Below are 14554 nucleotides of genomic sequence, written 5' to 3' on the forward strand. Positions count from 1 at the left end.
TGTCAATCGGCATTGGAATGGGACCCCTTATCGGCATCCAAAAGGGACCCCTTTGATCGGCGTGCTTTGCTGGTAGCGCTCGCGGCGTCGGAGCTGGTCGGGGTTGCGGAGACGGCGCGAGCGCGGGTTGTTTGATCGTCGTCGCGGCTTTTAAAGCGCCAGCTGTCGTTACCGGTCTCGACGATGTCGCAGTGATGAGTCAGGCGGTCGAGCAGCGCGGTGGTCATCTTGGCATCGCCGAACACGCTCGGCCATTCGCCGAATGCCAGATTGGTAGTGACGATGACGGAGGTGCGCTCGTAGAGCCGGCTGATGAGGTGGAACAGGAGCTGACCGCCGGATTGTGCGAACGGCAGATAGCCCAGCTCGTCGAGAACGATGAAGTCCATGCGGGTCAGATGTTCGGCGAGCCGGCCTTGCCGACCGTTGCGGGTCTCGGTCTCGAGCCGGTTGACGAGATCGACGACGTTGTAGAAGCGACCGCGGGCACCATCGCGGATACAGCTTCTCGCGATAGCGATGGCCAGATGGGTCTTGCCGGTCCCGGTGCCGCCGACCAGCACGACGTTGCGCTGCTGGGCGATGAATCCGCCGCTGGCGAGATCGTTGACGAGCGTCTGGTTGATCGGCGTGCCATCGAACTGGAAGTCGTCGATATCCTTGGCGAGTGGAAGCTTGGCGATGGTGAGTTGGTACTTGATCGATCTTGCCTGCTTCTCGCTGATCTCGGCGGTGAGCAGATCGCCGACAATGCGCTGCGGCTCATGCTGGCGCTTGATTGCGGTCGCCATGATCTCGTCGAAGGCGGCCTTCATTCCGTAGAGCTTGAGCTCACCCATGAGGTCGAAGATTTGGGTTCGTTCCATCAGATGGTCCTCCGAAGGTTGTCGTAGCGGGCACAATCGGCGATCGGCGCATGGCGTAAGATCAGCGCAGCCGGGGTCATGATGTTGGCTGGTGGGGCGGGCTCACGTTGCCGAGCCAGGATGTTGAGCACGACATCGGCGGAATGGACGCCGTGACCGAGCGCTTCAGCACAGGCGGCCTCAACGGCCGGCAGTCCGTCGGTCAGCACCGCGTTGAGGATGTCGACCATCTGGCGATTGCCGTCATCAGAGCCCGCAAGCTTCCGCCGCACACGTTCGATCGCGGCCGGCAGCACCCAGTCCTTGAACGGAGCGCCGTTGCGCAGGGCGCCGGGTTTGCGCACCAGCACCGGCACGTAGTGCCAGGGGTCGTAGACCGTCTCGCCACGGCCGAATGATCGCGGATGCTCGGCAACGATCCGGCCGTCCTGGCGGATCACGATGCGGTCAGCATAGGCCTGGACCTCAATGGGCCGCCCGACCGCGCTCGCTGCCACCGAGTACTTGTTGTTGTCGAAGCGCACCAGACAGGTCTTGGAGACCGAGGCGGGCACGGCATGGAAGCCGTCGAACCGACCGGCATAGGGAACGAGCTTGGGCCGCTCGGCCTCGAAGACCTCCCAGATGGTCCGGTCGGCGAACTCTGGATGCAGATGCGCCTTGGCGTAGGCAATGCATTTATCGAGCAACCAGCCGTTCAGCCCGTCCAGCGTCTTGAATCGCAGCCGCGGGGTGAAGAACCGTTCGCGGACCAGCCCGACCTGGTTCTCGACTTGACCCTTCTCCCAGCCCGACGCCGGCGTACAGGCAACCGGGTCGACCAGATAGTGGCTGCACATCTGCAGGAAGCGGCGATTGTAGAGACGGCCCTTGCCGACGAAGATCGTCTCCACCGCCGTCTTCATGTTGTCGTAGATGCCGCGCCTGCAGGCGCCCTTGAACAGCGCAAACGCCCGATCGTGGGCGTCAAACACCATCTCCTGCGTCTCGCGCGGATAGGCCCGAACGAACAGCATCCGGCTGTGGCAAAGCCGGACGTGCGCCGCCTTCACGATCACCGTGACCCCGCTCAGCAGGACCACTTCGTGGCTCCAGTCGAACTGGTAGGCTTCTCCGGGCGCAAAGCTCAGCGGCACATAGGCTGAAGCCGTCGAGGCGCCACGCTCCCGGCTCCAGCGCCGCGCATAGCGACGAACCGCATCATAGCCGCCGGCATAGCCCAGGCCGCGAAGCTCTTCGAATAGCCGGATCAGCGTCAACCGTTCCCGCGCCGCCTTGCTCTCGTTCGCCGCCAGCAACCGGTCAAGCTCGGCACTCCAGGGGCCCATCTTCGGAAGCGGCTGCGTCTCTCGCTCGTACCGGAACTCCGTCGCCTCGGAACGGATGACCTTGCGGACCACCTTGCGCGATACGCCAAGCTCGCGGCAGATCGCCTTGATCGGCTGACCATGAACAAAATAGGCGCGACGGATCTTCGCAATCGTCTCCACCACCAGCATCCCAACCTCGGCTTCCATGACTTGATGGAAGCCACTGTGGACCCTTGTCCCGGGGTCCCGATTGGATGCCGATCACCCCGAATACGGGGTCCTTATTCCATGCCGAAACACAGATGGCGTTCTCGACGTCGACCAAGTAGTTCGTCGAGTAGGCGAAGAAGGCTTGGCCGCTGTGCGCTCCTGTCCAGCGCGCCGCTGGGTCGGAGGGCGACACGAACTTCGGCGTGACCTCGGTCGCTGCTCCGAAAGCGGCATCGTCGAGGACGGCCAGATACTCGTCGATAGCTCGGCTGGCGGCCTCCGGTGGAAGTCCCTTGTTGCCTTCGATCCCCTTCTGCCGGTTGGCATCGGCTTTGATCAGGCTCGCATCGACTGCAAATCCTTCACCACCGACCAGTCGCTCCTCGATGCAGCGGCGCAGGACGCTCTCGAACACTCGACGGAAGAGATCGTACTCCCGGAAGCGACCATGCCTGTTCTTGGAGAACGTCGAGTGATCCGGCACCGCACCGTCCAGACCGAGGCGGCAGAACCACCGGTAGGCCAAATTGAGGTGGGTCTCATCGCACAGGCGCCGCTCCGATCTGATGCCGAAGCAGTAACCGATCAGGAGCATCCGGATCATCAACTCCGGATCGATCGAAGGCCGACCAATGCTACTATAGAATGGCGCCAGGTCTCGCCGGACCTCTTCGAGGTCGACAAACCTATCGATCGACCGTAGCAGGTGGTCGGCCGGAATATGCTTCTCGAGCGAGAACTCATAGAACAAAGCAGCCTGTTCGACTTGCCGATGCCCCATCATGATCTTCAGTCCTGCAAACTAAGCAGACTGAATCACTGGTATCTCTGAGTCGCAACCGGCGCCTTTTTCAACAGAATCGGCCCATAGGAGAAGAACGCTGATCACTACAAATAGGGCCGCTTATTGGGGTATATTCCCACCATCGCCGTGGGCCGCGTGATCGCAGATGGGCACACCGGTTTGCGAGCCAGCTATCGTGGTGATGAAGCGCGGCGCCTAACCGTAGGCCTTCGCACTTTCAGCTAGGGCGGCGCGTCGTAGGCTCCCGCATCATCGCGCAACGGCGAAGGAGTAGTGCCCACAGGGTGCGAGAGCCGGTGTGGCGGCCTTGATTTAGCTTGCGTTCTCCCCGCTCGGCACAATGAGGCGGCTGTGCCAAGCAGGTCTCGTGTTCACGACCTAAGAAGTTGATTAGTGGACGATGTAGGGGCAATGGTTTCCTGGACAATCGCCATCCGTATTCACCATTGCGCTAGCAGTTTGGCTTGCAGTGTGAATGTTGTTATTAAACAGAAAGTCTTTGCCTGCGTTAATGGTGGCAGGATCGACAGGGACCAACTTATCACCAGCCAATGTAACAAAGTCGTCCAAGACGTTTGCTGCGGCTAATGCTCCGAGAAGGCCCAACACTTTTCCGATAGTGATAGGAGGTATGCCGATTGACGTGGCACCGGCTGCCTGAACATAGTCGTTTAACTTTCCCGCTTGAACAAGCTCCTTGTAAAACGTAACCATCGTCGCAACGGGAACATTGAGCGGCGTGTTGCCTGTCGCATAGTTTGGCGCCATTGGGAATCTCCTTCAAGGGCTAAAGACAAGAGAGCTAGGTCCAAAACGTCGATTTTCAAAACGAAGGATTTGCTGGGCAATCATTTCCAGTGATCTCTCCTTCGGAGTGCTGCCCGTTGCAGTTGCGATCTGGGTGAGGAGGCTGCGTTTGCTGGCACCACCCACATCGTTGGGCGTAGGCACGGACATTCCCACAATGAGTTTGTGCACGTCCGTGCGGCTCAGCGCTGCCGCTAACGAAGCGTCTACCAATCCTGACGTGACTGGAGCGATAACTACCTTCGGTGTGGCCGAGCCACTCAGCTTGGTGGTGAAGGTGATTGTATCGCCCATTGACGATGTACCTCCAGTGGAATCCGAGCTCTGGGACGCAGGTGCCGGCTTGATCGCTGACGCTTGTGCATTAAGACTACTTACGGAAGATGAAGTCGAGCCGCCCTTGGATGACGCGTTCGAATCACCGCCGGAAGATGACGATCCCAAATTTCCGAAGATCGTTAGATCGACGAACGTGTCGATCATTTCGTCGATGTTTACCTTGCCGGTAATTGGATAAATGAAATTCGGATCGTGCGTAGCGCCATCGCAATAACTCGAGGCGTTCAGCTGGTACACGAGAACACCAAAACTGTCTGAGATCGTGAACGTGCGCACGTTTTCACGTGAGCGGTCAAGGCCAGCGCCCAGTGCAAGCGTATCGATTGAATTTGTGCTTTTGAATACTTTGGTAAGGTCGGCTGTCGCGTCCAAATTGTTGAGCTCGGTCATATCGAAAGTGAAATTGTACGAGATCACCGATTGGGCGAAGTAATTTATATATTTCAATGTAATAGGTTTAAGCGCTTTCTGATTTTGTTTGAGCGTGTCCAAGGCTCTTGGATCATCATAAATAAGTGGGCCTAACTTTGCTGCCTCCGGATCGTCAATGGACCCTCGGTAGATCAACCATTCAGCGATCTTTTTCCGGACGCCGTCCCTTGCTTCGCAACGGATTCTCCGAACAATCTCAGAAGTTTTTAGGCCCGTAACATCATCTGGTATTGGATGAATTGAACATCCCGCCACAAAAAGTAACAAAAGCAACACACACGTACTACGTGGGTTGGCCATCGGTTATCCCCCAAACCACAACTTAAAAGAACCATTCAATAATTTCAGCCAGCGGTTGAGGAGTCCAGAGTAGTCCCGCTCACAAGCCATCGAATGCGAAGTGTTTGCGACAAAAAAGTCACGCCGACTTGGCGTGGATTGCATCTGATTTCCAGTCTACTTCCATCAGCCGGCGTGAAGTCCGACGTCGCCTTTGGCCCAAATGGTCGAAGGCGGACATAGCTGAAGACCCACTCAACAAAATTTAGAAAATCAAAGATCTGGTGCCGACGGTACACTACCTGTGGTGCAAAGCACGTTGGGCCGGTGATGACGGCTCCAGTATCCTCGGTCCTGCTACCGCGGTCCACCTTGCAGGAATGCGCAAATAACCAGCGGAATTGCGATTGGGATGGCGTGCGCGAGCACGGACGTTCGGAAGCGGTTGGGTGTCCGTCAGCGCAAAATCGAACAGACACTTGAGGCGGGCGACGTCGTCTGTCGTAGATATCACGAGAATTCACCCTCGCTCGCTCAATTCCGGATCATCGATGCAGAACCTTTACAGTTAACTGAGTAGCCCTCAGCACCGATAACAGAAATCCGTCATCATCTCGTTGTGCGTCGCGCGCGCGTCGAATTAGCTAATCGCCGTCCGCCGACAGAGCGCCAAGATGCTTTACGGGCTAGTGTGGTTCGAACAACCGACCGGCACCTATCAGCAACTTTCCGCCATTCAGTTTGCGCGGCCACGCCTGCGACTCGGGTAGCCTTCTTTCAAAAGCTTGATTCGTACGATCGGTCTGCACGAAAGGTCCCAAATCCTTTCCGCAGCTCGCACCAGGCGCCGCCGTGCTCAGTACTTGGCCCTGATCTTGATTGCTTCTTCGACCAGCCCATCCAGCTTCTTATTTGTATCTGCATATACGGCCTGGCTATCGCCCCCAGTCGGTGAGTAGAGCTTGACGATCTGAGATAGCGGAGTCCCATTCAAATTGAAACCGTCAAACGGATTGGCGCCCGCTATGGAAGTGTTGCCGAGCCTGTTTTTCAGACCGTGGATGCGAATGCCCACTACGCCGAGGCCATCGTTCCACGCCTTCTTGATCTCGTATTTCACCCATGGGCGAGACGCGGTTTCGGCGCCGACCAGAACCACGGCGCAGGTCCGCCCCTTCATTTGATTCGCGATCCAGCGTTCGATTGCAGCGTCGCCTCCGCGCTTGACTGCCTCCCAGTCATTGGACGTTACAGGCTCGTTTCCTTCGAGTATCCCCATGTTGCGAACCTGCGATGCCCGCCATGCATCGTTATCAAAATGAAAACTAAAAAAGACCTTGCGCTGCACCTGCTCCCCCTTTGCCTGCATCATCTCAACAACTCAATTGAGAGAATCCTGGCGATATCGCTACTCCTTTAGTCTCCAGTCCATGGCGTCGATACGGTTCAGGAAGCGCGACTTGACCTGATAAAGAATTTCTGGATCGGACGCCTTACGATTTCCAAGGGCGATGAGGTTCTCGATTTCCCGGCTTCCGTCGATTGCATACATACCTGGCGTCGTCATTGTGTTTACACGCAAGAAACGCGGTTCGCCGACGAGAAGCTGAGCGTGCCGGACGGCCGAATCAACCTGAGCATTCATCAATAGATCAATGAGGGTCTTTCCCCATCGCGCCCAGCCAGCCTGCGCCATGCTCTTGACTGTAAAGGGCTCTTCCGTTGTCCCGATGCTCAGGACATCGATGCGATCCAACGGTACGCCCAGGTAACATACCGCTTCAATAATAGCGGCCATCGCCGGGCAGTTCGCCCATACTCCACCGTCAAAAAACGAAGCGTCTGAAACCAGGTTCCTGACGATCGCTGAGGAGAAGTACGTTGGCGCGGCTGCCGTCGCCAGCGCTACCTCGACGGCATCTGTAGCGTGATCGGCGCTCAGGAGCTCATGGTGCGGCGTCCTGAATACGTGGCAAACGCCACTGATCGCATCGTAGGCCGGAATGACCAAGCGACAGACCGAGTCACCGAGCAGTTTGTGTTTGCCGTCGCGAAAGTAAGCCTGCTCCAGCTCACGTCGAAGTAGGTTCTGGGAATACTTGGGGCTCAACATGTGACGTAGTTGAGATCTCCACTTCCTGTAAAACCGCATCGCCGGAAACACAATCGGCCCGCGATCACGGTAGAATTTCAGCATGTCGTCTGGATGTAGCCCCATACCCAGCCCGATTGCCAGGATGCCCCCCGTGGATGTACCGGCCACTAGGTCAAACTGGCTTGCTACTGGGACGCCAAGTGACTGCTCCATGGTTGTCAGAGCCGCGGCGGTGAAGGCACCTTTAATGCCACCACCATCAAGGGCGAGAATACGAAACGAGATGCCATCGGATACACGTCCTCGCACGAGCGGGAGACGGGACAATTGCCCGCAAATATCGTTGACCAGACTGCCAACGTCCTCTTGGAGCGCGAGCCGCTGGTTGGCTGCATCGTCGATGCCGTTTTTGAGATATCCGATGATCTCAGGATGATCCCGGACGTAGTCGGCAGCCGCCCCCCCAAGTCCGCCAAGCAGAAAGCAGGGTAACCCTCGCTGCATGGCCATCCCGGCTTCAATCGGGATACCGGCTCGGCCGGCAACCTGCTGCCACCATTGACCACCGACTGCGACGAAAACATCGCAGCGATCCGCCATCCATTGACGCAGGATCTCAATACTATCATCCCTGGCGGAAGGACCTCCTGTCGCTTCGGCGGTCTCGTAGACCATGCAGGTCTGACGCCACTCCTGAACCGGCACGCGGGCGCGATCCCTGGACCAATATCTCGACACGGCCAGCGTCAGGCAATCCTTGCGGCCGCCTCTTGCAATGTGGTCCTTCGCCTGCTCGATCAGAGGGCCCACCAGACTTGGGTGGCTCCCGTGCAGGATATGCCCGCCCTCGCTGAAGACGGCGGTCGCGAACTCTCGAACGAACCGGACAAGAGACGCCTTCTGCGCGCCGGTCCCATCAGACGGCACAGCCCCGGCAAGCCAGATACGGACACCGTGTAGCGGCGCCGTCCCATGTGATGGTGTCTCAACACTCACTGCACTGGTGCTTTTCGACTAACAACTGCGGCCCGTGCCAATTGCAAGAGTTGATTTTAGTGAGAGAGCTCGACGGGTATTGGTTAGCCCAGCCTGAGTAACCGACATCGCGTGCCCGAGCCCTGCCTCGACTCACTTCAGCTGAGGTTCGTATCCTTCTCGGTCCCTACTTCCTTCTCTGGAATATTATTGGTTAGCCACCAGACAATGTTGGCATCGATGTCAGCACCTGAGATCACCGTGCCGTTGCTGAGCTTAACGGAATATCCCGGGTCGGTGATGTAGGGTCCCCCCTGCGGCATCTGTCCCAACTTACACCAACCCTGTTTTGCCTTGAGCGCCTGATAAAAGGAACACTTCGCCGGGTCTCGGTCTACGATTGGAATCGCCGCGCCATTGCAGTCCTCATTGGGGATCGTTCCGGTGGTAAACTGGGCATAGCTCACATTCCAGAAGCGGCCGTGCCCCGAGTTGTCCACGTTGCGCTTGTCATTCGGATTGTTTGCTATTGCCTCAAGGTACATTTGAATATCACTGAACACGACTCGTTTCGCCGGCGCCATGCTGTTTCTCCAGAATCACGTTTCAAATAGCGGCCATTCAATCATTTGAGATTTTTCAGGTAGGTCACGAGATCGGTAATGGTCGTACTGTCCAGAACACGGCCTTGCGGCATGTGCTGTACGTTCGTCGACGGACGCTGCACCCTAACGATCATGGAAGCGCGCTCGTCCAGTACTGCCTGCTTGTCAAAGACATTGTAGAGAACGGAACTGTGACAACGGAAGCAATAATGGTCGAGCACCTCGAGCAAATGAACCTCGTCCTTCGTATTTTTCCAGACCGCGCTTCCATTTCCCAGATCAAGCGCCCGATCTATGGGAGCAATCGGATTGTCATTGGATTGATGAATCGTCAGCCATTTATCGACGGCCTTGATTCGGAACAGGGATGAGCCATCCGCGCGGGCGCTATCTGTATTCTGTTGCTGAATCGATTTGTTGAGCTTTCTAATAACATCAAAAGCGGCCTTGTACGGACTGGAGGCATGATTGCTGCTGCCGTCGTACAAAACGTCAAATTTTGCGTTCGGCGATGATGGGAAGTCGCCAAAGCCAGCCATGTCGTACCACTGGTCCGTATCGAGATAGTTGATTGTTATAAAAGGAAACGTGCCCGACTTGCTCTCGGGCGCTCCAGCCTCCTGATCATGACCATGACACTGGGCACAGGCGATCGGCACATAGTAATTCTGGTGTGTGTTGCCTGGATTGGGAGCGGTGTCGAACGCGGCAGACAGGAAGTCGTTCGCGGTGTAGCCTTTGCTGCGTGGGTTGAAATCAAGGAAGAAGGCGGCGTCCTCTGCCCCCTTTTTGAATTTCGCGCGCGGAATGATGACCTGTGTATTGAAGGATTCCGTTTTGAATGATGCATCGGGAAACGGATCAACGGCAGGATCTTTCTGGACGTAGTTGAACAGCACATAGACTGCACCCAGTCCCGCCTGGGCGGCTTTCGAACCGGACAGGGCCTCTAGCCTTACCAGCTTCCGCCATCCAGCCTGATACGGATATTTTGGATTCGAACTTGGAAAATTGAAATCCACGATTTTTGGCGCAAAGAATCTTGCCGAAAGGACCTGATCGTTCGGAAATGCCTTCATCAGATCGCTCGAGGGTAAAGCCTCGAGTTTTTCACCGGTCAACGTCGTGTATCCGAAGTATCGAAGCAGCGCCGTCAGGTCCGGCAAGTCTGTTTTTGCATTCTTCAGAGCAAGGAGCGGTCCGATGCGCTTGTAATAGTCGATCGCGTCCTGATCAGACCCGGTCGCCACGAGAATACCTATTTTCGAGGAAGACCGAATTTCGTCGCTAATTGCCGGGTAACTCCAAAGGGCAAGCACCATAGCAAGCCAAGGGCTAAGCCATTTAGGTTTCATGACTTTTCTCCAAAAAACTTTGCTCAGCATTCCAGCCGAATAGAAATAATCCCCCTCCGCCCGCTCGTTCCTCTTTCGAGCTTCGCCGCTGGCGCAGCTCCCCCCAACCCTTCCGGGACAAAACCCGGAGGACATTACGCGGACCTTCTCATATGACCTAAGGTTGCATTAAATTAAAGGTTGTGTCTAGAGCCGCAGACCAAAAACGAGGCTGGGATGAGCGAAGAGAGCAAGCCGCGCCAGATCACCTACGACGCCTTCGCGACCTACGCCACCGATCCGGACCGCGACCTCGTCCGGGACGTGGAAGACTTCATTGAGAGCCTGCATCGGGATCGGCTGCTTTCCCGGCAGTTTCGCGATGAACTTAAGATCTGTGTCGATGGCCAGGACTTTCGCATTCCAAGACCAGACACAACCAACCCGAAGACGTTCGAACATATCTTGCGCGAGGTTGTACGCACCTGCCAGGAAAGCTCCCGGTGCCTGCTCGTTTTCTCCGGCTCAAGCACCTCTTCGCATCATTGGATAAATGCCGAGATCGAGTGGTGGCGCGAGCAGCCGGGCTTCGGTCCGATCTTCTTTGTTCTGACACATGGCCAGATAAGCAAACATCCAGGCAGTGGGCTTGATGGCAATGCAGGACACAGCAATTCCGTCGACTACTTGTTGCCGGATGCTCTGGCTCAAGACCGCCGCGGCCTGAACGAGCTCTGGTTTGATCTGAGGGGATATCATTCGAGGTCTGGATGGCGACGCTTCAGACGCTCATTGCTCGATCGAAAACTTCACGCTGAATCTGGCAAATGGAACAATGTCAGGGTCTACAACGAAGAACGATTCAAGCTCGCCACACAGATTCTTGCGCTGAGGCTCGAGAAAGATCTGAGCAAGGAAGATGTACTTCCCAAATGGAAAGCAGCGTGGCGCCTGAAACAGCGACTTCGCCGCACGGGTGTCTGGACGGCTGTCGTCCTGCTTTTTGGAGCAGTCGTGTTCGCCGACCGAACCACAGAAGGTCAGAGAATCGAGGAGCTGACGGGCATAGCCCAAGCGGCAGTTAATGATCAGGAATATGAGCGCGCCATCAAGGCGGCTCTTCAGGGACTACCGCTTGACGGCGATTTCTTCTGGCGTCGCGGCTGGTCAGACGCCGGGATCAAGAGGTTGCTCGCAATTCTCGCAGGCGCCTCCCAGATGTCGGCCTACGCGGGACAACTGAAGAACGACGACTATGAGGAGCCGGTGAAAAATGGCGTGAGAATGCCCTTCCGGACCGCCGAGTTTGATCCGAGCGCGATGAAGATTGTCACGGCGTCCAACGGCGGATCAGTTGCGATCTGGGACGTTCTCGCAAGGAAGAAAATCATCTCTTGCACACAGGACAAGGCATTTGCTGGGTATGCCGTAGGCCCGGGCAGTGCCCCCTGGGTACGCGACACCCGTTTCGGGCAAACCGCGGAAACCATTTTGAGCGCCGGACGCTATGGCGCGTGGATCTGGACTCCGGACTGCAAAACCTGCTCCGGGCATGATGCTGCGGGCTGCGAGCCGAGGTCACGGATGGTTGGTCATTCTGCTGATGTCCGTACGGCCATGTTCAGCCCCTACTGGACGAAGGTCGTAACAACCTCGGATGACGAGACAGTTAGAGAATGGGATGCTGCGACTGGAAAGGAGATTGGGAAACTCGAACTACCCGAATCCGATTTCGCGAGGGGCTATCGGTACACAACCGGCGCCGAATACAGTCCCGATGGACAGTCGATAGTCGTGAGCCGCCGGGATGGGTTGATTGCTGTAGTGGATGCGCAGACCCGTAAGTTACGGCTGATTTTTCAAAGCTCAGGTGCCGCCGCCTGGAGCGTTCACTTTAGTCGAACCGGCCAGCGGGTTATCTCGAGCTCGGGCAACGGGAATGTCGTTATTTGGGACGTGCAGACCGGCAAGCCGGTCTCATTTTTCCGTCAAACCTCTGGCGTCGGCAAAAGCATGTTTAGTCCCGAGCAGCGTTATATCCTTACAACTTCACTCGACAATGTCGCGCGTATTTGGGACTCGGCGACCCTCGAGCAGGTTTTTGCGCTCAAGGGGCACGCGCGATCCCTGACATCGGCTTCCTTCAGTCCGGACGGAAAGCAGATTGTAACAACATCGGATGACGGAACGGCGCGCATCTGGAACATCGGCACCAGCATCCTTCCTTCGGTCGTGACCGCGAGTTCAAAAGCAATTCAATGCGGCGCGGTCAGCAACGACGGACGAAAATTCGCCGTTGGGACTTCCGATGGGAGTATCGTTGTTTACAGTGTGTCCGCCGCGGGCGAACTGACTCCGGGTCCGGCATTTCGCGGCAATCAGGGGGCGGTGACGAGTGTCTCGTTCGGTTCAGACTCCGCTACACTCATCGCAGCGACGGATGCCGGCAAGATAACTCGTTGGCACACAAGTTCTGAGAGCGCTGAGCTAATCGCTGAGCTCCCAGCGGGCGACTCATACGCAGCATCCAGCCCCGACGGCAACCTGGTTGCAATCGCTTCCAGTCTTGATGCGACTCAATACAGCGACAAAGTCGTGAATATTCGAGAGCACACATCGGCCGCGCTGGCGGAAGCTTCCCGAATAACCGGCGTCGAGTTTGATCGTAGTGGAAGTCGCATCGCAGGCGCGTCGGACGTTGGTCTGAATGGCCAGCAGTTCTCGTTTGTCTGGGACGCCAGATCAGGAAGGAGAATCTGGAAGCTGAATAATCCAGGAAAAGTCCTTAGCGCACATTTCAGCCGGGACGGATCGCTTCTTGCAACGTCGACCATCGACCGGAAGGCCATCGTCTGGAACCTCTCTTCCGGAAAGCAGATACAGATCCTAGCTGGCCATACCTATGATGTGAATTCAGCAAGATTGAGCTCGGATGGAAAAAGACTTGTTACCGCCTCCAGCGACAGAACCGTCCGCATATGGGACGTTGAGACGGGTGTCTCCATGCTGAAATTTTCGCTTGGCCGCGAAGCTAACGACGCATTTTTTATAAACGACGACAATCAGATCATCGCGATCACCGCGAGCGGCGATATTCTGACGTACGATGTCTCATTGACCAGAGAACGGGACCGAAAACTTGTGGTTCGTACATGTGTCGAAAAACTCCTCGGCATCGATGAAGATGGGCTCTGTTCCCGAACTGGCCCGTTCTACAGCACATTCTGGCGACGACTATTGGGTTTTTAGAAGCGTACGTGCCGACGGGAATGCCCCCCAATCGAAAACCTGTAAGCTCACAACGGCGACTCACAGGGAATTGATGAGAATAGCTCCTGATCTAGCAAGCTCAGCCCGAAGCGGATTCGAACCGAAATTGTGAAACGCTGGCTTGGTGCACCTGATCGTACTCTCGGTTTTGCTAACAAAAAAATTGTGCTTTTTCATCTGCTTGGTGGCCTCCCTGGATTCCGGCCATGTTCGCTTCCTCAGTTGGGCTGATCCGCGCCCGGCACGGTTCGAACGTGCGACCCTCAGATAGCGAAAGCCGCGCACACACGAAGTTGCCCAATGGCCAGAATGAGCGCGGGGATGGCAGGGCACGGGACCGGCGACAGTGCTTCCAACCGTCCGATTTTTTCTCTCCTGCACGCAGGAGTTGGAGGCTGCATCGAAAAGCCTTTTGGTCGACACCATTGGCAATATAAAGATTGGTTAAGTCCGGATCACGCGCGACGGGCCGATTGCACCGAAACAATGCAAGTTGAGACGGTGCAAGCTACCAGGGAAGCAGCGTTATCTCGCAAAGCGACTCCACACACGTCACCCTGTGCAAATGCCAACTCACGCGGCTCAGTCCTGAACCCACTACGGTAGAGATCATCGAAGCGCCACCTCTCTGAACCATGGCTGACAACGACAACAACAAGCGCCGCCGGCTCGCCGAGTTTAAGGACGGGTGTCGCTATGGAAAGTTCGGAAAAACGAAAGCTTATGAGCTAATCGCGCGGCAACGGATCAGGGCCTACAAGATGGGAGGCAAGACGCTCATCGATCTCGATAGCATCGATGAATATCATGCCTCGCTGCCACGGGTTGAATCACGGGCTATGCTTTAGGTGTTTAGTCCCGGCATTTGCTGGAGCGGATTGAGTTTGAAATCGTTCTGGCTGGGAAGTCCAGCATTTGCAGATGAATTCGTAAGGCGTGAGGCCCTTCAGGGTCTTCAGCCGCCGAGCGTAGTTGTAGGCGTTGATGAAGTCGGCAAGGTGAGCTTGGAGCTGATCGTGTCGATCGTAGTGGTAGCGTTGGACGGTCGCTTCCTTGATCGTGCGGTTCATGCGCTCGACCTGGCCATTGGTCCAGGGATGCTTGATCTTGGTCAGGCGATGTTCGATCCCGTTCTCTTGGCAGCGCATATCGAACATATGTGTCGCGTATCTTGCTGTCGGGCCATCCGCGTAGCGCGGTGGGAAAGTGAACTGGATCCCATTGTCG

8 protein-coding genes and 3 pseudogenes are annotated in these 14554 nt (G+C 56.4%); 1 reads left to right on the forward strand and 10 read right to left on the reverse strand.

What is annotated here, in order from left to right; translation table 11 throughout:
* Positions 1-2: 2 nt before the first annotated feature.
* The 9 genes and pseudogenes from istB to A3AI_RS0140965 form a co-directional block, all read right to left on the reverse strand.
* Positions 3-866, reverse strand: coding sequence for an IS21-like element helper ATPase IstB (gene istB, locus A3AI_RS0140925; RefSeq protein WP_024520684.1), 864 nt, complete (start codon positions 864-866; stop codon positions 3-5).
* Positions 832-2365 (reverse strand): annotated as a pseudogene (gene istA / locus A3AI_RS0140930) (IS21 family transposase). The gene istB and the pseudogene istA overlap by 35 nt, the downstream one beginning before the upstream one ends.
* Positions 2366-2471: 106 nt before the next feature.
* Positions 2472-3170 (reverse strand): annotated as a pseudogene (locus tag A3AI_RS47045) (transposase); the annotation flags it as partial.
* A 411-nt stretch (positions 3171-3581) separates the two neighbouring features.
* Positions 3582-3959 (reverse strand): hypothetical protein, encoded by a 378-nt coding sequence (locus A3AI_RS0140940; protein ID WP_024521008.1) that lies wholly within the window; start codon positions 3957-3959, stop codon positions 3582-3584.
* 12 nt (positions 3960-3971) lie between these two features.
* Entirely contained in the window at positions 3972-5069 is a 1098-nt protein-coding gene (locus A3AI_RS0140945; RefSeq protein ID WP_156928175.1) for a Y4kA family protein, read from the reverse strand.
* A gap of 835 nt (positions 5070-5904) precedes the next feature.
* A complete protein-coding gene (locus A3AI_RS0140950) occupies positions 5905-6420 on the reverse strand; it encodes a TIR domain-containing protein (protein ID WP_245287079.1) in 516 nt (171 codons plus the stop codon).
* Between the two features lie 36 nt (positions 6421-6456).
* Positions 6457-7953, reverse strand: coding sequence for a CBASS cGAMP-activated phospholipase (locus A3AI_RS47050; RefSeq protein ID WP_156928176.1), 1497 nt, complete (start codon positions 7951-7953; stop codon positions 6457-6459).
* Between the two features lie 323 nt (positions 7954-8276).
* Positions 8277-8702, reverse strand: coding sequence for a hypothetical protein (locus tag A3AI_RS0140960; protein ID WP_024521012.1), 426 nt, complete (start codon positions 8700-8702; stop codon positions 8277-8279).
* Positions 8703-8743: 41 nt separating this feature from the next.
* Entirely contained in the window at positions 8744-10078 is a 1335-nt protein-coding gene (locus A3AI_RS0140965) for a hypothetical protein (protein ID WP_156928177.1), read from the reverse strand.
* A gap of 216 nt (positions 10079-10294) precedes the next feature.
* Between A3AI_RS0140965 and A3AI_RS0140970 the strand changes: the two genes are divergently transcribed.
* Positions 10295-13306 (forward strand): WD40 repeat domain-containing protein, encoded by a 3012-nt coding sequence (locus A3AI_RS0140970; RefSeq protein ID WP_024521014.1) that lies wholly within the window; start codon positions 10295-10297, stop codon positions 13304-13306.
* An 865-nt stretch (positions 13307-14171) separates the two neighbouring features.
* On the opposite strand, the pseudogene A3AI_RS0140980 reads toward A3AI_RS0140970, so the two are convergent.
* Positions 14172-14554, reverse strand: a pseudogene (locus A3AI_RS0140980) (integrase core domain-containing protein); the annotation flags it as partial.

This window comes from Bradyrhizobium sp. Tv2a-2 (assembly GCF_000472425.1).
In the GTDB taxonomy this organism is placed as follows: Bacteria; Pseudomonadota; Alphaproteobacteria; order Rhizobiales; family Xanthobacteraceae; genus Bradyrhizobium.